The organism is Trinickia violacea (genome assembly GCF_005280735.1).
Lineage (GTDB): Bacteria > Pseudomonadota > Gammaproteobacteria > Burkholderiales > Burkholderiaceae > Trinickia_A > Trinickia_A violacea.
In genome coordinates, this window is sequence record NZ_CP040077.1 from 1,885,504 (window position 1) to 1,908,131 (window position 22,628).

Annotated in this window: 18 protein-coding genes; 14 read left to right on the forward strand and 4 right to left on the reverse strand. The window is 63.0% G+C overall.

The window, feature by feature from the left end:
* Window positions 1-168: 168 nt before the first annotated feature.
* Window positions 169-813: an oxygen response regulator transcription factor FixJ gene (gene fixJ / locus FAZ95_RS08495; RefSeq protein ID WP_137332042.1), complete on the reverse strand. Its 645-nt coding sequence runs from the start codon at window positions 811-813 to the stop codon at window positions 169-171.
* Window positions 810-3,323, reverse strand: a complete 2,514-nt coding sequence (gene fixL / locus FAZ95_RS08500) for an oxygen sensor histidine kinase FixL (protein WP_137332043.1) — start codon at window positions 3,321-3,323, stop codon at window positions 810-812. The genes fixJ and fixL overlap by 4 nt, the downstream gene beginning before the upstream one ends.
* Window positions 3,324-3,596: 273 nt before the next feature.
* On the opposite strand from fixL, the gene aceE reads away from it, so the two are divergent.
* The 3 genes from aceE (at window position 3,597) to lpdA (ending at window position 10,075) form a co-directional block, all read left to right on the forward strand.
* Entirely contained in the window at window positions 3,597-6,293 is a 2,697-nt protein-coding gene (aceE, locus tag FAZ95_RS08505; RefSeq protein ID WP_137332044.1) for a pyruvate dehydrogenase (acetyl-transferring), homodimeric type, read from the forward strand.
* A gap of 82 nt (window positions 6,294-6,375) precedes the next feature.
* A complete protein-coding gene (gene aceF, locus FAZ95_RS08510; protein ID WP_137332045.1) occupies window positions 6,376-8,043 on the forward strand; it encodes a dihydrolipoyllysine-residue acetyltransferase in 1,668 nt (555 codons plus the stop codon).
* Between the two features lie 268 nt (window positions 8,044-8,311).
* On the forward strand, window positions 8,312-10,075 hold the full coding sequence (gene lpdA / locus FAZ95_RS08515) for a dihydrolipoyl dehydrogenase (RefSeq protein ID WP_137332046.1): 1,764 nt from the start codon (window positions 8,312-8,314) through the stop codon (window positions 10,073-10,075).
* Window positions 10,076-10,353: 278 nt separating this feature from the next.
* On the opposite strand, the gene FAZ95_RS08520 is transcribed toward lpdA, so the two are convergent.
* A complete protein-coding gene (locus tag FAZ95_RS08520) occupies window positions 10,354-10,929 on the reverse strand; it encodes a phasin family protein (RefSeq protein WP_137332047.1) in 576 nt (191 codons plus the stop codon).
* Between the two features lie 746 nt (window positions 10,930-11,675).
* Here FAZ95_RS08520 and pbpG point away from each other — a divergent pair.
* Entirely contained in the window at window positions 11,676-12,857 is a 1,182-nt protein-coding gene (gene pbpG, locus FAZ95_RS08525) for a D-alanyl-D-alanine endopeptidase (protein WP_137332048.1), read from the forward strand.
* Between the two features lie 76 nt (window positions 12,858-12,933).
* Here the strand turns inward: pbpG and FAZ95_RS08530 are convergent, their stop codons facing one another.
* A complete protein-coding gene (locus FAZ95_RS08530; protein ID WP_137332049.1) occupies window positions 12,934-13,737 on the reverse strand; it encodes an IclR family transcriptional regulator in 804 nt (267 codons plus the stop codon).
* A gap of 180 nt (window positions 13,738-13,917) precedes the next feature.
* Between FAZ95_RS08530 and FAZ95_RS08535 the strand changes: the two genes are divergently transcribed.
* The 10 genes from FAZ95_RS08535 to hscA all read left to right on the forward strand — a co-directional run bounded on the left by FAZ95_RS08535 (window position 13,918) and on the right by hscA (window position 22,582).
* Entirely contained in the window at window positions 13,918-14,640 is a 723-nt protein-coding gene (locus tag FAZ95_RS08535) for a (Fe-S)-binding protein (RefSeq protein ID WP_137332050.1), read from the forward strand.
* 55 nt (window positions 14,641-14,695) lie between these two features.
* A complete protein-coding gene (locus tag FAZ95_RS08540; RefSeq protein WP_137332051.1) occupies window positions 14,696-16,108 on the forward strand; it encodes a lactate utilization protein B in 1,413 nt (470 codons plus the stop codon).
* Window positions 16,109-16,326: 218 nt separating this feature from the next.
* Window positions 16,327-16,557, forward strand: a complete 231-nt coding sequence (locus FAZ95_RS08545) for a hypothetical protein (protein ID WP_137332052.1) — start codon at window positions 16,327-16,329, stop codon at window positions 16,555-16,557.
* A 92-nt stretch (window positions 16,558-16,649) separates the two neighbouring features.
* Window positions 16,650-17,138, forward strand: a complete 489-nt coding sequence (locus FAZ95_RS08550; protein ID WP_137332053.1) for a low molecular weight protein-tyrosine-phosphatase — start codon at window positions 16,650-16,652, stop codon at window positions 17,136-17,138.
* Window positions 17,139-17,242: 104 nt separating this feature from the next.
* A complete protein-coding gene (gene iscR, locus FAZ95_RS08555; protein WP_137332054.1) occupies window positions 17,243-17,773 on the forward strand; it encodes a Fe-S cluster assembly transcriptional regulator IscR in 531 nt (176 codons plus the stop codon).
* Between the two features lie 66 nt (window positions 17,774-17,839).
* Entirely contained in the window at window positions 17,840-19,063 is a 1,224-nt protein-coding gene (locus FAZ95_RS08560) for an IscS subfamily cysteine desulfurase (protein WP_137332055.1), read from the forward strand.
* Between the two features lie 64 nt (window positions 19,064-19,127).
* Entirely contained in the window at window positions 19,128-19,547 is a 420-nt protein-coding gene (gene iscU / locus FAZ95_RS08565; protein WP_137332056.1) for a Fe-S cluster assembly scaffold IscU, read from the forward strand.
* Window positions 19,548-19,576: 29 nt separating this feature from the next.
* Window positions 19,577-19,900 (forward strand): iron-sulfur cluster assembly protein IscA, encoded by a 324-nt coding sequence (iscA, locus tag FAZ95_RS08570; protein WP_137332057.1) that lies wholly within the window; start codon window positions 19,577-19,579, stop codon window positions 19,898-19,900.
* A 179-nt stretch (window positions 19,901-20,079) separates the two neighbouring features.
* Window positions 20,080-20,607, forward strand: a complete 528-nt coding sequence (gene hscB / locus FAZ95_RS08575; RefSeq protein WP_137332058.1) for a Fe-S protein assembly co-chaperone HscB — start codon at window positions 20,080-20,082, stop codon at window positions 20,605-20,607.
* 103 nt (window positions 20,608-20,710) lie between these two features.
* A complete protein-coding gene (gene hscA, locus FAZ95_RS08580; RefSeq protein WP_137332059.1) occupies window positions 20,711-22,582 on the forward strand; it encodes a Fe-S protein assembly chaperone HscA in 1,872 nt (623 codons plus the stop codon).
* Window positions 22,583-22,628: the final 46 nt, after the last annotated feature.

The window sequence follows — 22,628 nt, forward strand, 5'->3', positions numbered from 1 at the left end:
GGTGCGGCGTGTGACGACGGCGTCCTGAAGAGGGAACGCCAAAGGAGCCCCGCATGAGCCCACGCGGCGCCGCTGAAATCTCAACGCCTGCCTTGGCCTGCCGCAGGCGCGGCGGCAGCCGAAGCCCGGGCGGCGAGCCCGGGCGCGCGCGTAGCGAACGGAGCGCGCTTACTGCGCTTGCTGCGGCTTGTTCGAAAGCGCCAGACGCAACAGATCGGCGACCGTGTTGACGTTGAGCTTTTCCATGATGTTCGCGCGGTGCGCCTCGACGGTCTTGATGCTGATGCCGAGATCGTCCGCGATCTGCTTGTTCAGGCGGCCGGCGATAATCCGCTCGAGCACCTGGTGCTCGCGCGCGGTCAGCTTGCCGAGCCGCTCGGCGGCGGCGCGCTGCTGCGCGACGCTGGTGCTTTCGCTGCGGGCCTTGTCGAGCATCCGCTCGACGAGCTTGCGCAGTTCCGCCTCGTCAAACGGTTTTTCGATAAAGTCCATCGCGCCTTTCTTCATCGTCGAGACGGCCATCGGCACGTCGCCGTGACCCGTCACGAAGATGATCGGCAGGGTGGCGTTTTCCGCGATCAGACGCTCTTGCAGTTCGAGGCCGCTCATGCCGGACATCCGCACGTCGAGAATCAGGCAGGCGATCTGGCCGGCGTGCTGCGCGGGCTGATAGGCGTCGATGAACTGTTCGGCGCTCGAAAAGCATTGCACCCGATAGCCGTTCGCCTCCAAGAGCCAGCGCAGCGAATCGCGCACGGCCTCGTCGTCGTCGACGACAAACACAGTTTCCTGAGTGGTGACTGGGGTACTCATAGCTCTCCCGTAACGGTTTGTGTTCTCGGCGCCTCGGACCCGCCGTTGCTCAGGTCGTGAGGCTCGCCAATGGGCAGACTGCAATGGAACGTGGCGCCCGTGATGTGGCCGTCAGCTTCGACGTTGTTGACCACCCACAGACGGCCGCGGTGCGACTCGATAATGGAACGGCAGATGTTCAGCCCCATGCCCATGCCGTCGGACTTGGTGCTGTAGAACGGTTCGAAGAGGCGCTCGGTGGTGGCTTCGTCGACGCCCGGCCCCTGGTCGATGACGCTGATGCAAACGAACCCGGCGTCGAGTTTCACGACGACGCGGATCACCGGATCGACCGCATTCGGGCGTGCTTCGTGCATGGCCTCGGCGGCGTTTTTCAGCAGGTTGACGAGCACCTGCTCGATCAGCACCGGGTCGACATAGATGACGGGCAGCCGCGAGCGCATTTCGGTGACGATGCGGATCTTGCGCTTGCGGGCCTCGATTTCGGCGAGACCCACGGCATCGGCGACGATATCGGCGACACGCGTCGCCTGACGCTTCGGCTCGCTGCGCTTCACGAACTCGCGGATGCGCTTGATGATCATGCCGGCGCGCACCGCCTGTTGCGCGGTCTTCTCGAGCACCGGCAGCAGATTGTCGGAGTTCGTGCGGCCCGATTTCACCAAGGCGACGGTGCCTGAACAATAGTTGTTGATCGCGGCGAGCGGCTGGTTGAGTTCGTGCGCGAGCGACGACGCCATCTCGCCCATCGTCATCAGGCGGCTCGTGAACTGGAGCTTTTCTTCCTGCTGGCGCGCGAGTTCCTGCGCCTGCTTGCGCGAGGTGATGTCGGTCGCGATCTGCATCTGCGCGAGGTGGCCGTCGACCCACTGAATGTACTGGCGACGCACTTCGAACCACTTCTGGATGCCGTGGATGTAGACCTCGCGCGCATCGGCCGTGCTCTCGGTGAGCGCGGCGGCGGGCAGGCCCGCATAGGCGTCGACCATGTCGATCGAATCGGACGAGGCTTGCGCGGTGTCGAAGCTGCCGCCCGAGAGTTCGAGATGCCCGTCGGGGCGGATGCCGAACAGATGCCGGTAGTAGCGGTTCGCGAACAGCAGCTCGGCTTCGTCGGCGGCGAGCACGGAGACGGCCGCGTCGAGGCTTTCGAGCACGGTCGTGAAGCGTTCGTGCGCGGCGGCGAGTTCTTCGCGCGCGCGTTTCGGCTCGGTGATGTCGGTCATCGACGACATCCAGCCGGTCTGCCGGCCCGAGCTGTCGATGAGCGGAGAGACATAGAGACGCGCGTGAAAGAGCGAGCCGTCCTTGCGCCGCACGCGCAGCTCGAAGCCCGACGACGGCGCTTTGCCGCGCAGCGTCATGTCGAGCTGGCGCTGCATTTCCGGATACGAATCGCGCGGCCAGTACGGGAAGGGCGCGGTCTTGCCGACGAGGTCGCTTTCGTCCCAGCCCGTCATCCGGCAAAACGCCGGGTTCACGTGGGTGATGCGGCCGTGCATGTCGAGCACGCGCATGCCGATCAGCACCGAGTTCTCCATCGCGCGCCTGAAGAACGCCTCGGCGTACAGCGCCTGCTGCGCCTCGAAGCGCTGGCGCGTGTGCTTCCAGAGGCTCCACAGGCTCCACAGCACGAAGCACGACAGGCCGGCGACGAGCCAGACGAGCGTGTTGTTCGTGAAGTTCGTGATCTGCGGGAACGAGTAGACGCGCACCGTCACGCCCTGACCAGGCGGATCGAGCGGCAGGTCGTAGAAGACGTCGCGCGGCAGGCGCGGCCGCGTCGAGGTGGTGGCGAGCTCGCGGTTGTTCGCGTCGGTGATCGAAATCTTGTACTTCGCAGACAGCTCAGGCGGGATGTCGTGCTTCAGGATGCCTTCGATCGAAAACACCGCGGCGACCGTGCCGAGAAATTCGCGGTCGCGGTAGACCGGCGTTTGCAGCGTCAGGTAGCCGTTGCCGAGATCGTCGTAGATGAGCGGCGAATAGACCTGGCGGCGCGTGCTTTTCGCTTGGTTGAACGCCGCTTTCACGGCTTCGTCCATCTGCGCGTCGTTCGGCCGCGCGAGGCGCTGGCCGAGCATTGGCAGCGGGTTGTTCGGCCAGCGCGCGACATCCTCGTTCGTGTACCAGTTGAGATAGAGGATTTCGGGATGGCCCTGCATGATGTCGGTGGTCGACACCAGGAACGAATGGGGGTCGGCGTGGCCTGCGGCGAGATCGCGCGAAAGCGCCTGCAGCTGCTCCTGCGCGCCCGTCATCGATAGGCGGATCTGTTGCTGGGCCCAGGCGACGTTTCGGTATAGGGTGTCTTCCTGCTGCTGCTGCTCGCGCCGGTTCAGGCTCCAGAGGATCAGGCTCATGACGACCAGGAACACCAGGATCGACAGGAGCGGCGTGAGCAAATAGGAATTCGACCACCACGGTCCGTGGTGCCAGCGGGACGGCGAAGCGTCCGCCCGGGAGCGGGACGGCCGCGCCGAGCGTGTGAAAAGCCGTTCGGTCAACATGGCTGGCATTGTAGCGCAGCGTGTCATCCGCAATTGGCGTAAAAGGACGGCGAACAGGGGCTAATCTCGATAATTCGAGTCGTGTAATGACGATTTCGCCGTTTATCCGAGGTGCACCGCAACAAAATTCCGCATTATGAGAATCGATCTCGTAATTCGAAAATTTTGTTGCGCGGGCAGCGTTCGGCTCATTACAATCGCCGAAAGCTGCCGCGGCCGGTCCCGGCCCGCGTCGTGTGTTCCAAGTGCATTTCTCTAAATCAGGAGACGAGAATGTCCGCTGTACCCGACGAAGTGATGAAATATGTCGCTGCCGATAAAGACGACGACCCCCAGGAGACGGGCGAATGGCTTGAAGCCCTCGATGGCGTGATTTCTGCTGTCGGCCCCGACCGCGCGCACTACCTGATCGAGAAGCAAATCGAATTTGCCCGCGTGCACGGCGAGCACCTGCCTTTCTCCGCCAACACCCCCTACATCAATACGATCCCGGTCACGAGCCAGCAACGCATTCCCGGCGACCAGGACATCGAACACCGCATTCGCTCGTACACGCGCTGGAACGCCATCGCGATGGTCGTGCGTGCAGGCAAGCACACGAACGTCGGCGGCCATATCTCGTCGTTCGCGTCGGCGGCCACGCTTTACGACGTCGGCTTCAACCACTTCTGGAACGCGCCCTCCGACAAGCATGGCGGCGACCTCGTGTTCGTCCAGGGTCACTCGTCGCCGGGTGTCTACTCGCGCGCGTTCCTGCTCGGCCGGCTCTCCGAGAACCAGCTCGACAACTTCCGCCAGGAAGTGGGCGGCGAGGGCATCTCGTCGTATCCGCACCCGTGGCTGATGCCGGACTTCTGGCAGTTCCCGACCGTGTCGATGGGTCTCGGCCCGATCATGGCGATCTACCAGGCGCGCTTCATGAAGTACCTGCAAGCGCGCGGCATCGCGAAGACCGACGGCCGCAAGGTCTGGGCGTTCCTCGGCGACGGCGAAACGGATGAACCGGAATCGCTCGGCGCGATCGGCATGGCCGGCCGCGAGCGTCTGGAAAACCTCGTGTTCGTCATCAACTGCAACCTGCAGCGTCTCGACGGCCCGGTGCGCGGCAACGGCAAGATCATCCAGGAACTCGAATCGGAGTTCCGCGGCGCCGGCTGGAACGTCATCAAGGTGATCTGGGGCAGCCGCTGGGATGCGCTCTTCGCGCGCGACAAGACCGGCGCGCTGATGCGCCGGATGATGGAAGTCGTCGACGGCGAATACCAGACGTATAAATCGGAGTCGGGCGCGTTCGTTCGCGAGCACTTCTTCAACTCGCCGGAACTGAAGGCGCTCGTCGCCGACTGGTCCGACGACGACATTTGGGACTTGAACCGCGGCGGCCACGATCCGCACAAGATCTATGCGGCGTTCAAGGCGGCGACCGAAGCGAAGGGCCAGCCGACCGTGATTCTCGCGAAGACGATCAAGGGCTACGGCATGGGCGAGTCCGGCCAGGCCATGAACATCACGCACCAGCAGAAGAAGCTGCCGGTCGAGCAGTTGAAGAAATTCCGCGATCAGTTCCGTCTGCCGATCTCCGACGAAGCGATCGTCGACGTGCCGTACATCAAGTTCGAAGAAGGCTCGAAGGAACTCGAGTACATGCGTGCACGCCGCCAGGAGCTCGGCGGCTATCTGCCGGCGCGCCGCCAGAAGGCCGAATCGCTGCCGGTGCCGGCGCTCGAAGCATTCGAGGCTTTGCTGAAGGGCACGGGCGAAGGCCGCGAGATCTCGACGACGATGGCGTTCGTGCGGATTCTCAACATCCTGTTGAAAGACAAGGCGCTCGGCAAGCGCGTCGTGCCGATCGTGCCGGACGAATCGCGTACGTTCGGCATGGAAGGTCTGTTCCGTCAGATCGGCATCTGGAATCAGGATGGCCAGAAGTACGTGCCGGAAGATTCCGACCAGCTGATGTTCTACAGGGAATCGGAAACCGGCCAGATTCTGCAGGAAGGGATCAACGAAGCCGGCGGGATGTGTGACTGGATCGCCGCCGCGACGTCGTACTCGACGCACGGCGAGATCATGATCCCGTTCTACATCTTCTACTCGATGTTCGGCTTCCAGCGCATCGGCGACCTCGCATGGGCCGCCGGCGACATGCGCTCGCGCGGCTTCCTGCTGGGCGGCACCGCGGGCCGCACGACGTTGAACGGCGAAGGTCTGCAGCACGAGGACGGCCACTCGCTCATGTGGGCGGCGTCGGTGCCGAACTGCATCAGCTACGACCCGACGTTCGGCTACGAGCTCGCCGTCATCATGCAGGACGGCCTGCGCCGCATGGTGCAGGAGCAAGAGGACGTGTACTACTACGTCACGGTGATGAACGAGAACTACGAGCACCCGGCGATTCCGCAGGGCGAACACGTGGCGGCCGACATCATCAAGGGCATGTACTCGTTCAAGAAGGCAGACGCGAACTCGAAGGCGCCGCGCGTGCAACTGATGGGCGCGGGCACGATCTTCAACGAAGTGATCGCTGCCGCCGGCCTGCTCAAGAACGACTGGGGCGTCGATGCCGACCTCTGGAGCGTGCCGAGCTTCACGGAGCTCGCGCGCGACGGCCAGGACGTGGACCGCTGGAACCTGCTGCATCCGGCCGAGCCGCGCAAGGTGTCGCACGTCGAGAAGCTGTTGAAGGACGCGAAGGGTCCGGTCATCGCATCGACCGACTACGTGCGCGCACTCGCGGACCAGATCCGCGCCCACGTGCCGCAACGCTTCGTCGTGCTCGGCACCGACGGCTTCGGCCGCTCGGACACGCGCGAAAAGCTGCGTCACTTCTTCGAGGTCGACCGTTACTGGGTCACGGTCGCTGCACTGAACGCGCTCGCGGACGAAGGCACGATCGAGCGCAAGCTCGTCGCCGACGCGCTCGCCAAGTACAACCTCGATCCCGCCAAACCCAACCCGATGCACGTCTAAGGCATCGTCCGCGTGATGCCGGCGTGCGCGCTTTCCGTTCGATGAATGGGACGCGCGCACGCGGCCCAGGAGACACTAACAAATGAGTCAAGCGATCGAAGTCAAAGTCCCGGACATCGGCGATTACAAGGACATCCCTGTGATCGAGGTGCTGGTGAAGGCGGGTGATACCGTCGAGAAAGAGCAATCCCTCGTCACGCTGGAGTCCGACAAGGCGACGATGGATGTGCCGAGCCCCGCGGCCGGCACGGTCAAGGAAGTGAAGGTGAAGCAGGGCGATCCGGTGTCCGAGGGCACTCTGATCATTCTGCTCGAAGGCGGCGCGGCGGCGCCGGCGGCCGAGGCCGCCAAGCCCGCGCAGCCCAACGGCGCGGCTGCGGCTCCCGCTGCTCCAGCGCCCGCTCCGGCACCGGCGGCTGCGGCAAGCGGCGGCGTGCAGGAAGTGAAGGTTCCGGATATCGGCGACTACAAAGACGTGCCGGTGATCGAAATCGCTGTGAAGGTCGGCGATCGCGTCGAGAAGGAGCAATCGCTCGTCACGCTCGAATCCGACAAGGCGACGATGGACGTGCCGAGCCCGGCATCGGGTGTCGTCAAAGAGATCAAGGTCAAGGTGGGCGACGCGGTGTCGGAAGGCACGGTGATCGTGCTGCTGGAAGGCAAGGGTGCGGGTGCCGTCGCGCCTGCGGCTGCTCCGGCTCCGGCCGCGACGCACGTCGAGCATCCGATGGACGAGCCGCAGCCGGCCGCCGCACCGCAACGCGCCGCAGCGCCCGCTTCGGCGCTCGCGCAAGCGCCGGTGATTCCGTCGGGCGTCGGTGGCGAGCGCAAGCCGAGCCATGCGTCGCCTTCGGTGCGAAAGTTTGCGCGCGAGCTGGGCGTCGATGTCGCGCTCGTGCAGGGCACCGGTCCGAAGGGCCGCATTACGCAGGAAGACGTCACGGCGTTCGTGAAGGGCGTGATGACCGGCCAGCGCGCACCGGCTGCAGCGGCAGCGCCGGCTGCGGGCGGCGGCGAGCTGAATCTGCTGCCGTGGCCGAAGATCGACTTCACGAAGTTCGGCCCGATCGATCCGAAGCCGCTCTCGCGCATCAAGAAGATTTCCGGCGCGAACCTGCATCGCAACTGGGTCATGATCCCGCACGTCACGAACAACGACGAAGCGGACATCACCGAGCTCGAAGCGCTGCGCGTGCAATTGAACAAGGAAAACGAGAAGGCGGGCGTGAAGATCACGATGCTCGCGTTCGTCATCAAGGCCGTGGTGTCGGCACTCAAGAAGTTCCCGACCTTCAACGCGAGTCTCGACGGTGACAACCTCGTCTTCAAGCAGTACTACCACGTCGGCTTCGCAGCCGATACGCCGAACGGTCTCGTCGTGCCGGTGATCCGCGATGCGGACAAGAAGGGCTTGATCGAAATCGCGAAGGAAATGGCCGAGCTGTCGAAGCTCGCGCGCGAGGGCAAGCTCAAGCCGGATCAGATGCAGGGCGGGTGTTTCTCGATTTCGTCGCTGGGCGGGATTGGCGGCACGAACTTTACGCCGATCATCAATGCGCCTGAAGTGGCGATTCTTGGTTTGTCGCGTGGCGCGATGAAGCCGGTTTGGGACGGGAAGCAGTTCGTGCCGCGTCTCACGCTGCCGTTGTCGCTGTCGTATGACCACCGCGTCATCGATGGTGCCGAAGCTGCGCGCTTCAATGCGTATCTGGGCGGGCTGCTTGCCGATTTCCGGCGAGTGATTCTTTGATTTAGTGTCGTCGCGGGGCGTGGTTCGAATATGTTGGTGATCCACGTCCCTCGTAGAACTTGACTCCACGTTAGTCTGCAAGCGTTGCCCCTGTGCGGGGCGGCACTTACTTTTCTTTGTCTTCCAAAGAAAAGTAAGCAAAAGAAAGGCGCGTCCTTGGGCGGACGGCAAAGGATGTTTTGCCCAGGTTTTCGCCAGCTTTTCGGTCCTCGGGTCAATGTATCTACGGCGCTTCAATCAACACGGTCAATAAGAGAAGGGGACACTAATGAGTCTCGTCGAAGTGAAGGTGCCGGATATCGGCGACTTCAAGGATGTCGATGTCATCGAAGTCAATATCAAACCGGGCGACGTCATCGAGAAGGAACAGTCGCTCCTGACGCTCGAGTCGGACAAGGCATCCATGGAAGTGCCTAGCGATACCGCCGGCACCGTCAAGGAAGTCAAGATCAAAGTCGGCGACAAGGTCTCCCAAGGGACTGTCGTCGCCATCGTCGAAGCCGGTGAGGCAGCCGCCGCTCCGGCAAAGCCTGCTGCTCCGGCGGCTGCGCCCGCACCGGCCCCGGCAGCGCCGAAGGCCGCTGCGCCCGCGCCGCAAGCCGGCAGCTTCGGCGGCACCGCCGATATCGAGTGCGACATGCTCGTGCTCGGCGCAGGCCCCGGCGGCTACTCCGCTGCGTTCCGTGCGGCCGATCTCGGCATGAAGACGGTGCTCGTCGAGCGTTATTCGACGCTCGGTGGCGTTTGCTTGAACGTCGGATGTATTCCGTCGAAGGCGCTGTTGCACACTGCGCTCATCATGGACGAGGTCAAGGAGCTTGCCGCCCACGGCATCTCGTTCGGTGAGCCGAAGGTCGATCTCGACAAGCTGCGCGACTTCAAGTCGGGCGTGGTCAAGAAACTGACCGGCGGACTTGCCGGCATGGCCAAGGCGCGCAAGGTCGAAGTCGTGACGGGCGTCGGCTCGTTTGTCGATCCGCATCACATGGAAGTGGTGGGCGAGGGCGGCAAGAAGATCGTCAAGTTCAAGCAGGCGATCATCGCGGCCGGCTCGCAAGCGGTGAAACTGCCGTTCATTCCGGAAGATCCGCGTGTCGTCGATTCGACGGGAGCACTCGAGCTGCCCCAGATTCCGCAGCGCATGCTCGTGATCGGCGGCGGCATCATCGGGCTCGAAATGGCGACGGTCTATGCGACGCTCGGCGCGCAAATCGACGTCGTCGAAATGCTCGACGGCCTGATGCTGGGCGCAGACCGCGATCTCGTGAAGGTGTGGGAGAAGTACAGCGGCAAGCACTTCGCCAACATCATGCTCAAGACGAAGACCACCGCGGCGGAAGCGAAGCCGGACGGCATCTACGTGTCGTTCGAAGGCGAGAAGGCGCCGCCCGAACCGCAGCGCTACGACCTCGTGCTCGTGGCGGTGGGCCGCAGCCCGAACGGCAAGAACATCGGTGCCGACAAGGCAGGCGTTGCCGTGACCGACCGTGGCTTCATCGACGTCGACAAGCAGATGCGCACGAACGTGCCGCATATTTTCGCGATCGGCGACATCGTCGGTCAGCCGATGCTCGCGCATAAGGCCGTGCACGAAGGGCACGTCGCCGCGGAAGCGGCGCACGGCGAGAAGGCGTACTTCGACGCCCTGCAGATTCCGTCGGTGGCTTACACCGATCCGGAGGTCGCGTGGGCGGGCAAGACCGAGGACCAGTGCAAGGCAGAAGGCATCAAGTACGGCAAGGCGGTGTTCCCGTGGGCCGCATCGGGCCGCGCGATCGCGAATGGCCGCGACGAGGGCTTCACGAAGCTGATCTTCGATGAAGAGACGCATCGCGTGATCGGTGGCGGCATCGTCGGCCTCAATGCGGGCGACCTGATCAGCGAAGTGTGTCTCGCGATCGAAATGGGTGCGGACGCAACCGATATCGGCAAGACGATCCATCCGCACCCGACGCTTGGAGAGTCGATCGGCATGGCCGCGGAGTTGTACGAAGGCGTCTGCACGGACTTGCCGCCGCAGAAAAAGAAGTAAGCTCGGCCTATCAGGCAAAGCGAAACGGAAACGGCGCGCCCAGCAATGGGCGCGCCGTTTCCGTTTTCAGCGTTTCGTTCCCGACACGCTCCGAGTTGCGGCATTCGCGAAGCGAGCGGGCAAAAAAGAACCGGCCCATGGGCCGGTGTAACGATACGCTGCTTGCCGTATCGGGGCTCTGGGCAACCTATCCGCTTGGGAGATCCAGATAGGCTGCGCTATTGCTTACGATACTGAGCGTTGGCGCCCGCGATGAAAGCCGCGGGCGCGGACTAGCTTTAGGCAGCCGGCTTCTTCGCTGCGCGCGAAGCTTGCGAAGCGGCTTGCTGAGCAGCCTTCGTGGCGGCCGTAGCGGCGGCGTTGAAGTTGCTTTCCGCGATTTCGACTGCTTGCTTCGTTGCCTTGTGAACCGTTTCGTACGTCGTGTTGGCGGCGGTGATAGCCGACTTCATCACGGCGACAGCGGTTTCCGAGCCGGCCGGCGCGTTCTTCGCGACGTTCTCGACGAGCGCTTGGACCTTGCGGTTTTGCTCTTCGTATTGGGCTTCCGCGACCTTCGCGAATTCGGCTTGCGTAGCCGACGCGATTTCATACAGGTGACGGCCGTACGACAGAACCTTTTCGGCCACCGGCTGCGTCAGGCTGGCTTGAAGCGCGAGGAGTTCTTGCGCGTCTTTGACCGACAGCGCGCGTTGTGCGTTTTCCTGGCCTTCCGCGAGCGTCGACTTCACGACTTGCAGGTTCAGCTCAACCAGCTTTTCAACGCCTTCGAACGCCTTGTTCGTCAGACCGAAGAGAGCTTCGAGGTTGGCCTTCTGTGCTGCGGCAAATTGCTCAGGGGTCAGCAGAGTCATGTTTACGCTCCTGGATTTGATCTGTCTGGCGCAGATCGTTGGGTTGACAGCAAAACGAGATGAAAACAGCTTCAAGCGCGATGCATTGTGCGTCGCAACAATGGGTTCCATTTTAGGATGACGTGCACAAATGTCAAGCATATTTTGTGCGACGCACAATATCGAGAATTTATCTAGAAAACAATGCTTTAAGTCTATGCGGAATGGGTCGCTTCACGAGATTGACATCGTTTGTGCCCTGCGACGGAGCGGCGTTGGCGGAAGAGTATCTGATTGTGGCGGGCGAATTTGGGGCGTAAACCGAAGATTGACATTGAACGTTAAGAAAACTGCCCGGTCGAATGCGCGCGCCTTGGGATTTGCAACAGACGCTTAAGATTCGGCATGGGAGGCCGCCCGGCGGACTTCGCGAGCCGACAGTTCGTTGTACCATCGGCGCGATCCGTGTTTTCCCCTGCTCAAGTTAACGTCGGCATTGCCGATATGCGGATAAGTGTTATCGGTGAGGCACCGCCTGTAGGGATAGCGCACCTATGCAGGCTGGACTGGGCCGATGGCCGTGCCGGCGAGCGTTGTTGCACCCCGGCGATCAATATTTTTGATTGCTTACATAGCAGTTATTGGTTTTTTACAATCGGTGCTTATAAGTGGGTTTAAGTACACTCGATAAGTGCTTAATATTGCTTATTTTTCGTAGCTTTACTACACTGGCGGGAAAACTCTCGCCCGCTCTATTCAGAACACCAATGAAGACCGAAATGTTTTCGTCGATCAAAGTGATGCAAGGCGTGGCGCTAAGCACCGCGATGTCGGTCGCCACCTCGATGATCATTGCCGCAGCGCTTGCCGCTCCGGTCAATGCCTTCGCCGCATCCGCCGATGCTTCGGCTCCCGCGACGGCCGCGCCGTCGAAACCCGCCAAGCTGCACAAGAAGAAAGTCGCTTCGGACGCGACGCGAAAATCGTCGAAAGCCGAGAAAGCTGCGTCCGCGCAGAGCGACCAGGCGCCGGTTCGCGTCGAATCGAAGAAGAAGCGGGTTTCCTACACAGTAGACGCGCATGGCCGCCACACTGCAGTGCGCAAGGTCGCATTTGCGCCGCGTCAGCAATCGGTCGGGCAGGCGTTTGGCCTGCGCGACACGCCAGATGCGCTCGCCTTGCGCTCGAGCGTAGCCTACGTCGTCGACCAGAACACCGGCGAAACGCTGTTCGACAAGAACTCGCGCGCAGTCGTGCCGATCGCATCCGTCACGAAGCTGATGACGGCGATGGTCGTGCTCGACTCGAAGCTGCCGATGACCGATCAGATCGAAGTCACCGATGAGGATCGCGACTACATCAAGAACACGGGCTCGCGCCTGTCGGTCGGCTCGGTGCTTTCGCGCGAAGACATGCTGCATATCGCGCTGATGGCGTCGGAAAACCGCGCGGCCGCGGCGCTGTCGCGCTACTACCCGGGTGGCCGCCCGGCGTTCCTCCAGGCGATGAACGATAAGGCGAAGCAGCTCGACATGACCGATACGCACTTCGAGAGCCCGTCCGGCTTGACGAGCGAGAACGTGTCGAGCGCGCGCGATCTCGTGAAGATGGTCAACGCGGCCTATCAATATCCGCTGATCCGCAAGTTCTCGACCGACGAGAGCTACGACGTCTTCACCGGGAAGCGCACGATCCCCTATCGCAACACGAATGCGCTGGTGCGCAATCCGACTTGGGATATCGGCCTGCAGAAGACGGGCTTCATCAACGAAGCGGGTGAGTGCCTCGTGATGCAGGCGACGATCGAAGGCCGTCCGGTGATCATGGTGTTGCTGGATTCGTCGGGCAAGTACTCGCGATTCGCCGACGCGACGCGCGTGCGCAATTGGCTCGATGCAGGCGGTGCTCAGCGCATTACCAGCGCCGATGCGAGCGGCAGCGGCACGTGATTCGAGTGCGCTCCTGACTGAAAAAAACAAAGCCCCGCAATCGCGGGGCTTTGTTTTTGCGGGCTAGTAGTGCCCGTCAGGCGCGCTTGTGAGCGTCCGGCTGCGCCGCTTCAGGCCGATAGCCAAGCGATTCAGAAATCACGAGTGCGGTTTGGCTCAACTGACCGAGCCACGCGTCCTGCAGCCGGTCGGCCGGCGCCGAGAGCGACAAGCCCGCGACCAGCTTGCCCGTATCGTCGTAAATCCCTGCGGCGATGCAGCGCACGCCTAATTCAAGCTCTTCGTTGTCGCGTGCGCAGGCATGCTGCCGAACGTGCAGCAGTTCACGCTCGAGCTTCGAGAGATCCGTAATGCTGTTTTGCGTATGTCCCGAAAGACCGGTGCGCGTCGCGTAGGCACGGACTCGCGAGGATTCGTCGGCCGCGAGAAACAGCTTGCCGACGGAAGTCAAATGCAGCGGCGCGCGTCCGCCGATTGCACGCACCACCTGCATGCCCGAGCGCTCCGAATAGGCGCGCTCGATGTAGACGATTTCGTCGCCTTGCCGCACCGACAGGTTGACGGTTTGCCCCGTCAGCCGGTGCAGCTCGCGCATCGGCTGCAGCGCCGCGTCACGCACGGAAAGGCGCGCTTTGACGAGATTGCCGAGTTCCAACAGGCGCATGCCGAGCCGGTAGGTGCCGGGGTCGGAGCGGTCCACCAGCCGGCAGGTCACCATGTCGTTCAGAATGCGGTGAGCCGTCGACGGATGCAGCTCGGTGCGCTGCGCCAGTTCCTTGAGGCTGACCGGGTCGGTATGGGAGGCGAGGGCGTCCAGCAGGCGCATCATGCGCTCGATGACCTGAATCGACGTTTTGGAATCCGGATTCGTTTCGCTCATCGTGAAAAATCGTTTGACGCGTCAACAGCGGGAAAATCGATTGTATCTCGTATCGTGAAAAAAGCGAACGGCGTTTGAATGAAATCTCGGGTCGTCGATTCGGGCTTTCCGCGGTGCTTTGGCGTTGGAGATGCGAAGCAAACAGCGGATAATCGCAGATGTTTTCTCGAAGGAGGGGCTATGCGAGTCGGATTGTTCGTCACCTGCCTGATTGACCTGATGCGCCCGGAAATCGGGTTTTCCGTCATCAAGCTGATCGAGCGCGCGGGTTTCGAAGTCGTCGTTCCGCCTGCGCAGACCTGCTGCGGGCAACCTGCCTATAACTCCGGCGACCGGCGCCTCGCGCGCGATCTCGCCGAAAAGATGCTGCGCGAGTTCGAGCAATTCGATTACGTCGTGGTGCCGTCAGGCTCGTGCGGCGGCATGGTTGGCGTGCATTACGGTGACTTGTTCCGCGACGATCCCGAACTGATGAGCCGCTACGGGCGGCTGCGTCCGAAAGTCTTTGAGCTGACCGATTTCCTCGTCAACGTCGCGAAGATCGAGCTGGGCCCGCTCGGGTTCGAGGGAACGGTCACGTATCACGATTCGTGCTCGGGCTTGAGAGAGCTTGGTGTGAAGGCTCAGCCGCGCGCGCTGCTTGCCCAAGCTGGCGTGGCGGTCGCCGAAATGAAGGGCTGCGAGCACTGCTGCGGCTTCGGCGGAACGTTCGCCGTGAAGTACGGCAACATCTCGACAGCGATCGTCGACGAGAAATGCGCGAATATCCAAGCAAGCGGCGCCGGCGCAGTCGTGCTCGGCGACCTCGGCTGCATGCTCAATATAGAAGGGCGCCTGAGGCGCAACGGCGATACCACGACGCGCGTGCTGCACATCGCGCAGGTCCTCGCGGGCGACGCATAGATCCGCTCGCCGCCGCCGCGCTTCCCGCTTCCCACCTTCTTTCCAAGGCCGCCTCATGCAAGTCCAATCGATGCAATTCAAGGCGCGCGCGGGCCAGAAGCTCGCCGACCAGCGTCTCCAGCAGAACCTGACCAAGCTGTCGACGAAGTTCGTCTCGGCGCGCGCGAGCGCGATGACCGCGATCGATTTCCCCGCGACGCGCGCGGCGCTGAAGGCGCGCCGCGACCGCGCGCTGGAAAATCTCGACGTCTGGCTGGAAACGTTCGAGCGCGAAGCGACGCGGCGCGGCGTCACGGTGCTGTTCGCGGAAACGACGCAGGAGGCGGCGCGGCTCGTCGCCGACATCGCGAAGCAGCACGACGTCAAGAAGGTGATCAAGACGAAGTCGATGGTGTCCGAGGAGATGCGCCTGAACGCGGTGCTCGGCGAAATGGGCGTGCAGTCGATCGAGACCGACCTTGGCGAATACATCCTGCAGATCAACGATAACGAGCCGCCGAGCCACATCATTGCGCCCGTCGTCCACAAGGACAAGGAAGAGATTGCGGACCTGTTCGCAAAAACGCACGGGCGCGCGCGCCTCACGGAAATCACGCAGATGACGCGCGAGGCGCGCGAAGTGCTGCGTCCGCATTTCATGTCGGCGGACATGGGCGTGACCGGCGGCAATTTCGTGATCGCCGAGACCGGCTCGGTTGCGGTCGTGACGAACGAAGGCAACGAAGGGATGTGCACGGTGATGCCGCGCGTGCATGTCGCCGTGACGGGCATCGAAAAAGTGCTGCCGACGCTCGAAGACCTCGCCACCGCGATGCGTCTGCTGCCGCGCTCGGCGACAGGACAGACCACGTCGAATTACTTCTCCTTGCTGACGGGCCCGCGCGCGGCGGGCGATCAGGATGGCCCCGAGCATATGTACGTCGTGCTGGTCGACGGCGGCCGCACGGGGCTGATCGGCGGGGAGTTTCAGGAGATGCTGCGCTGCATCCGCTGCGGCGCGTGCATGAATCATTGTCCCGTGTATCAGAAGGTCGGCGGCCATGCCTATGGATGGGTGTATCCCGGGCCGATGGGCTCGGTGCTGACGCCGAGCTACGTCGGTCTCGACAAGGCGCTGGACCTGCCGCAAGCCGCGACGCTGTGCGGCGAGTGCAATAGCGTCTGTCCGGTGGGGATCCCGCTTTCTGACTTGTTGCGCAAGCTGCGCGAAAAGCAAATGGAGCGGCATTTGCGACCGTGGCGCGAGCGGGCCGGGCTCGCGGTCTGGGGCTTTCTCGCGCTGCGGCCGGGCCTGTACAACCTCGTGACGAAGCTTGCGGTGCGGGTGCTCGAACGCGCCGGCGGGCAGCGGCGTGCGATATCGCGCCTGCCGCTCGCCCAGGGCTGGACGGCGACGCGCGATATGCCGGCGCCGGTCGGACGGACGTTCCGCGAGCTGTACGCGGCGCAACGCAGCCACATCGGCTGATCCTGCGTCGGCTGCCGCAGGCTTCGACCCCGCCCGCCGCGCATCTCGTCAACGCTAGGTTTCGCCGCCGCTGGGTTCCGCGCCTATACCGCGATTGTTTGTCCCAGCGCAACACTCTATTCGCTATCCAGTGCTTTTTCTCGATAGGTGCTGTCTATAGAATTTGGACTCGGCGCCATGGGTTGGTACCTCGCGCCATTCCCGAGAGAGAGCACATCATGAAAAAGAAAATATCGATTTACTGGCCGCTGGCGGTCATCGTGCCGCTCGCCGCAGTCGCTTATCTGCACGCATACGGCGATGCCGCCCAGCACGCGCCGCTCGCGGCTCACGAGGTGACGGCCGAGCTGGCCCGCACGGTTTCCTACGGCTACATCACGGACGGCACGGCAAAAGAGTTGCCCGCGGTGCACCGCAACGTGTCATTCGGGGCATCGGAAGCGTCGTGATCGACGTTTCGGTGCCGCGCGCGGAATGGCGCGCCTTTGTATAATCGCCCGTCTGCCTGAACTTGCCGTTGTTCCAACCTGAATCGCCATCGATGAAATCTGTTGCAATCTGCTTCGTCTGCCTCGGCAACATCTGCCGTTCGCCCACCGCCGAGGCGGTGATGCGCGCGCAGATCGAAGCGGCCGGATTGGCGGCGCAGATCGTTGTCGACTCGGCGGGCACCGGCAACTGGCACGTCGGCGAGGCACCGGATGCGCGGGCGCAGGGCGCCGCGCGGCAACGTGGTTACGATCTGTCGGCGCTGCGCGGCCGTCAGATCGGCAAAGCCGATTTCGAACGCTTCGACCTGCTGCTGGCAATGGACGACGCGAATCTGCGCGAATTGCACGAGCTGTGTCCGCCGGAGTATCGGCACAAGGTGCACTTGTTGATGGAATATGCGGCGCGAGCGGAAAGCCTCGAGGTTTCAGACCCTTACTTCGGCGGCGCCCAAGGGTTCGAGCAGGTGCTCGATCAATGTGAAGAGGCGTGCCAGGGCTTGCTCGCCGATTTGCGCACAAGGCTGGCGGCTGCGAATTAATCAGCTGCTTTGCGAATAACCCGAATTGAGATAGGGATACTTGACTAATTTGGTCATGTATTTATACTTGACCAAAATCGTCAAGATTGCTGTCCCCCGACATTATGAGACTGACCACGAAAGGCCGTTTCGCCGTCACGGCGATGATCGACTTGGCACTGCGCCAAGAGCAGGGCCCGGTGACGCTCGCCGGCATCAGCCAGCGCCAGCGCATCTCGCTCTCGTATCTCGAGCAGCTATTCGGCAAGCTGCGCCGTCATGAAATCGTCGAGTCCGTGCGCGGACCGGGCGGCGGGTACAACCTCGCCCGCCGCGCGGAAGACGTCACGGTGGCCGACATCATCATCGCCGTCGACGAGCCGCTCGATGCCACGCAATGCGGCGGCAAGGGCTCGTGCGAAGGCACGAAGACGCACGACGGCCACTGCATGACGCACGAGCTGTGGGCCACGCTCAATCAGAAGATGGTCGAGTACCTCGACTCCGTCTCGCTGAAAGACCTGGTCGACCAGCAGCGCTCGCGCGAAGGCGCGCCCGCCGTGCTGCGCGATCGGCGCACCGAGCCGCCGGCCGTCGAGCCGCCGCGGGTGGTGCCGAAAGGACCGAATTCCGTTTTCAATATGGCGAGTTCGTAAGCGCTCATTCCCCACAGAGCCGAACCGTCAGCCGTTGAGCTGTGCATTGATTTCCCGGAGCGATTGATGAATAACGATATTCCCCACCTGCCCATTTACATGGACTACAGCGCGACGACGCCTGTCGATCCGCGCGTGGTGGACAAAATGATCCCATATCTGCGCGAACAATTCGGCAACCCGGCTTCGCGCAGCCACTCGTACGGCTGGGACGCCGAACGGGCTGTGGAAGAAGCGCGCGAGAATGTCGCTGCGCTCGTCAATGCAGATCCGCGCGAAATCATCTGGACCTCGGGCGCGACCGAATCGGACAACCTCGCGATCAAGGGCGCAGCCCACTTCTACAAGAGCAAGGGCAAGCACATCATCACGGTGAAGACCGAGCACAAGGCCGTGCTCGACACCGCCCGCGAGCTCGAGCGCGAAGGCTTCGACGTCACGTACCTGGACGTGAAGGCCGATGGCCTCGTCGATCTCGACGTGTTCAAGGCCGCGGTGCGCCCGGACACGATTCTGGTTTCGGTGATGTTCGTGAACAATGAGGTCGGCGTGATTCAGGACATCGCGACGATCGGCGAAATCTGCCGTGAAAAAGGCATCATTTTCCACGTCGATGCGGCGCAGGCGACGGGCAAGGTCGAGATCGACCTTGCCAAGCTCAAGGTCGACCTGATGTCGTTCTCGGCGCACAAGACTTATGGCCCGAAGGGCATCGGCGCGCTGTATGTGCGCCGCAAGCCGCGCGTGCGCATCGAAGCGCAAATGCACGGCGGCGGCCACGAGCGCGGCATGCGCTCGGGCACGCTGGCGACGCATCAGATCGTCGGCATGGGCGAAGCGTTCCGGATCGCGCGCGAAGAAATGGCGACGGAAAACGAGCGCGTGCGGATGCTGCGCGACAAGCTGCTGCGCGGCCTCTCGGAGATCGACGAGGTCTACGTCAACGGCGACATGGAACAGCGCATTCCGCACAACTTGAACATCAGCTTCAATTTCGTCGAAGGCGAGTCGCTGATCATGGCGATCAAGGATGTCGCGGTGTCGTCGGGTTCGGCGTGCACGTCGGCCTCGCTGGAGCCGTCGTACGTTCTGCGCGCGCTCGGCCGCAACGACGAGCTCGCGCACAGCTCGATCCGCTTTACGGTCGGCCGCTTCACGACGGAACAGGATGTCGAGTACGTCGTCAATCTGTTGAAGGGCAAGATTGCAAAACTGCGCGATCTGTCGCCGCTTTGGGAAATGCATCAGGACGGCATCGATCTGTCGACGATCAAGTGGGCCGCGCACTAAAGAGGCGCTGGCAACCCGGACGTCGTGATCGAATGCACGCTGAATCGAATCAAGGAGTGTGACCATGTCTTACAGCAACAAAGTTCTGGACCATTACGAAAACCCGCGCAACGTCGGCACGTTCGCGAAGGACGACGATGCGGTCGGCACCGGCATGGTCGGCGCGCCCGCGTGCGGCGACGTGATGAAGCTGCAGATTCGCGTCGGCGCCGATGGCGTCATCGAAGACGCGAAGTTCAAGACGTACGGCTGCGGTTCGGCGATCGCGTCGAGCTCGCTTGTCACCGAATGGGTGAAGGGCAAGACGCTTGACCAGGCGCTCTCGATCAAGAACACGCAGATCGCCGAAGAGCTCGCGCTGCCGCCGGTGAAGATCCACTGTTCGATCCTCGCGGAAGACGCCATCAAGGCGGCTGTCGCCGACTACAAGCAGCGCCACGGCGGTGAGCAAGCGTCGGACGAAGCGAAGCAACAGGTCGCCTGACCGGCGGGCCGCGGGACGAGAAGAACGCTATGGCAATCACATTGACCGATAAAGCTGCACAGCACGTGCAGAAATACCTGACGCGACGGGGCAAGGGGCTCGGGCTGCGGCTCGGCGTACGCACGACCGGTTGCTCCGGTCTCGCCTACAAACTCGAATATGTCGATGAGCTCGCACCGGAAGATCAGGTGTTCGAGAGCAACGGCGTGAAGGTCGTGGTCGATCCGAAGAGCCTGGCGTATATCGACGGCACCGAACTCGACTTCGCGCGCGAGGGGTTGAACGAGGGCTTCAAGTTCAACAACCCGAACGTGAAGGACGAGTGCGGCTGCGGCGAATCGTTTCGCGTCTAATCGAGGCGGTCGGCTGGAGTTGGCGCTTTAGCTGTCGGCCGGAGTTAGTGCTTCAGCACTTACTCCGGCCCCATGCAGAGCACTGACTCAGGTCTCATGCAGAGCTCGAGCGGGAAAGAGGCGGCGCGGGCCGCCTTTTTGTTTGCCGGCCTCCCATTTACAACCGACAACGTAATCCGATGGCATCGATCAGCGACAGCCACTTCGACCTGTTTCAACTGCCGGCGCGCTACACGCTCGACGCGGACACGCTCGAGCACGCGTACCGCACCGTGCAGACCCAGGTGCATCCGGACCGCTTCGCGGCGGCCGGCGACGCCCAAAAGCGCATCGCGATGCAATGGGCGACCCGCGCGAACGAGGCGTATCGCACGCTGCGCGATCCGTTGAAGCGCGCGATCTATCTGCTGTCGATTCGCGGCGTCGATGTCGCAATGGAAAGCAATACGGCGATGGAGCCGGCGTTCCTGATGCAGCAGATGGAGTGGCGCGAGGGCGTTGAAGATGCGGCGGCGGCGAAGAACGTCGACGCACTCGATGCGCTTCTCACCGAATTGCGCGACGAAGAGCGCGTGCGTTTCACCAAGCTCGCGGCATTGCTCGACAACGGCGCAGACCAGGCGGCGGCAGAGGCGGTGCGGCAATTGATGTTCATCGAACGCGTTGCGGCGGAAATCGGCACGCAAATCGAAAGACTCGAACACTGACGAACATTGACGAAACCGCGCGGCAAGTCGGCGACCGAACGTCCAGCGCTCGTCGCCCGGCAACGCGATAATGGCGGGGACACATGAACCCCGAAGAGTACTGATGGCTTTACTGCAAATTTCCGAACCCGGCATGGCGCCCGCGCCACATCAGCGGCGCCTCGCTGTCGGTATCGATCTCGGCACGACGAACTCGCTCGTCGCCGCGGTACGCAGCAGCATCCCCGAAGTGCTGCCCGACGAGCACGGCCATGTGCTGCTGCCCTCGGTCGTCCGCTATCTGGAGAAGGGCGGCCGGCGCATCGGCCACGTCGCGAAGGCGGAGGCGGCCTCCGATCCGCGCAATACGATCGTGTCGGTCAAGCGTTTCATGGGGCGCGGCAAGGAAGAGGTCGAGGGCCACGAGAACGCGCCCTATGACTTCGTCGACGCGCCCGGCATGGTCCAGATCCGCACCGTCGACGGCGTGAAGAGCCCGGTCGAAGTGTCCGCCGAGATTCTCGCGACGCTGCGCCAGCGCGCCGAAGATTCGCTCGGCGACGAACTCGTCGGCGCGGTGATCACCGTGCCCGCTTATTTCGACGAAGCGCAGCGTCAGGCGACCAAGGACGCCGCGCGCCTCGCGGGCCTGAACGTGCTGCGTCTGCTGAACGAGCCGACCGCGGCCGCGATCGCCTACGGTCTCGACAATGCCGCGGAAGGACTCTACGCGGTGTACGACCTCGGCGGCGGCACGTTCGACCTGTCGATCCTGAAGCTCACGAAGGGCGTGTTCGAAGTGCTGGCGGCAGGCGGCGATTCCGCGCTTGGCGGCGACGACTTCGATCACGCGCTGTTCCGCCGTGCGCTCGCGAAGGCGGGCATCGACGCGAAGGGCCTGACGCCGGAAGACGTGCGTATGCTGCTCGACCGCGTGCGCGAGACGAAGGAGGCGTTGTCGGCGGCGCCGAACGCGAAGCTTCAAGCCACGCTGTCGAGCGGCGCGAAGCTCGACGTCACGGTCGACGAAACCGAATTCGCCGATCTCGTGCAAGACCTCGTGCAACGCACCCTCGGGCCCACGAAGAAGGCACTGCGCGATGCGAAGATCGCACCGAAGGAAGTCAAGGGCGTGGTGCTGGTCGGCGGCGCGACGCGCATGCCGGTGATCCGGCGCGCGGTCGAAGCGTTCTTCGGTCAGCCGCCGCTCGTCAATCTCGATCCGGATCAGGTGGTCGCGCTCGGCGCGGCGATCCAGGCCGATCTGCTCGCGGGCAACCGCGGCGCCGAAGGCGACGACTGGCTGTTGCTCGACGTGATTCCGCTCTCGCTCGGTGTCGAGACGATGGGCGGGCTCACCGAAAAAATCATCCCGCGCAATTCGACGATTCCGGTTGCACGCGCGCAGGATTTCACGACCTTCAAGGACGGCCAGACCGCGATGGCGATCCACGTCGTCCAGGGCGAGCGCGAATTGGTATCCGATTGCCGATCGCTCGCGCGCTTCGAGCTGCGCGGCATCCCGCCGATGGCAGCGGGCGCGGCGCGCATTCGCGTGACGTATCAGGTCGATGCGGACGGCTTGCTGTCGGTGTTCGCGCGCGAGCAGCATTCGGGTGTGGAGGCGTCGGTTGTCGTCAAGCCGTCATACGGACTGGCTGACGATGACGTCGCGCGCATGCTCGAAGAGAGCTTCAAGACTGCGGAAATCGACATGCGCGCACGCGCGCTGCGTGAAGCGCAAGTCGAAGCGAAGCGCCTGCTGGAAGCGACCGAGGCGGCACTCGCCGCGGACGGCGAGCTGCTCGACAGCGACGAACGCGCGCAAGTCGATGCCGCGCTTAACGGCCTGCGCACGCTCGCCGAAGGCGACGATGCCGGTGCGATCGAAGCGGCAACGAAGGCGCTTGCGGAGCAAACCGACGAGTTCGCCGCGCGCCGCATGGACAAGGGCATTCGGCTCGCGCTGACGGGCCGCAAGCTGGACGAGATCTGAAACGCGCCGGATGAATTCATCGGCGGTGAATGAATGATGCCGCCGG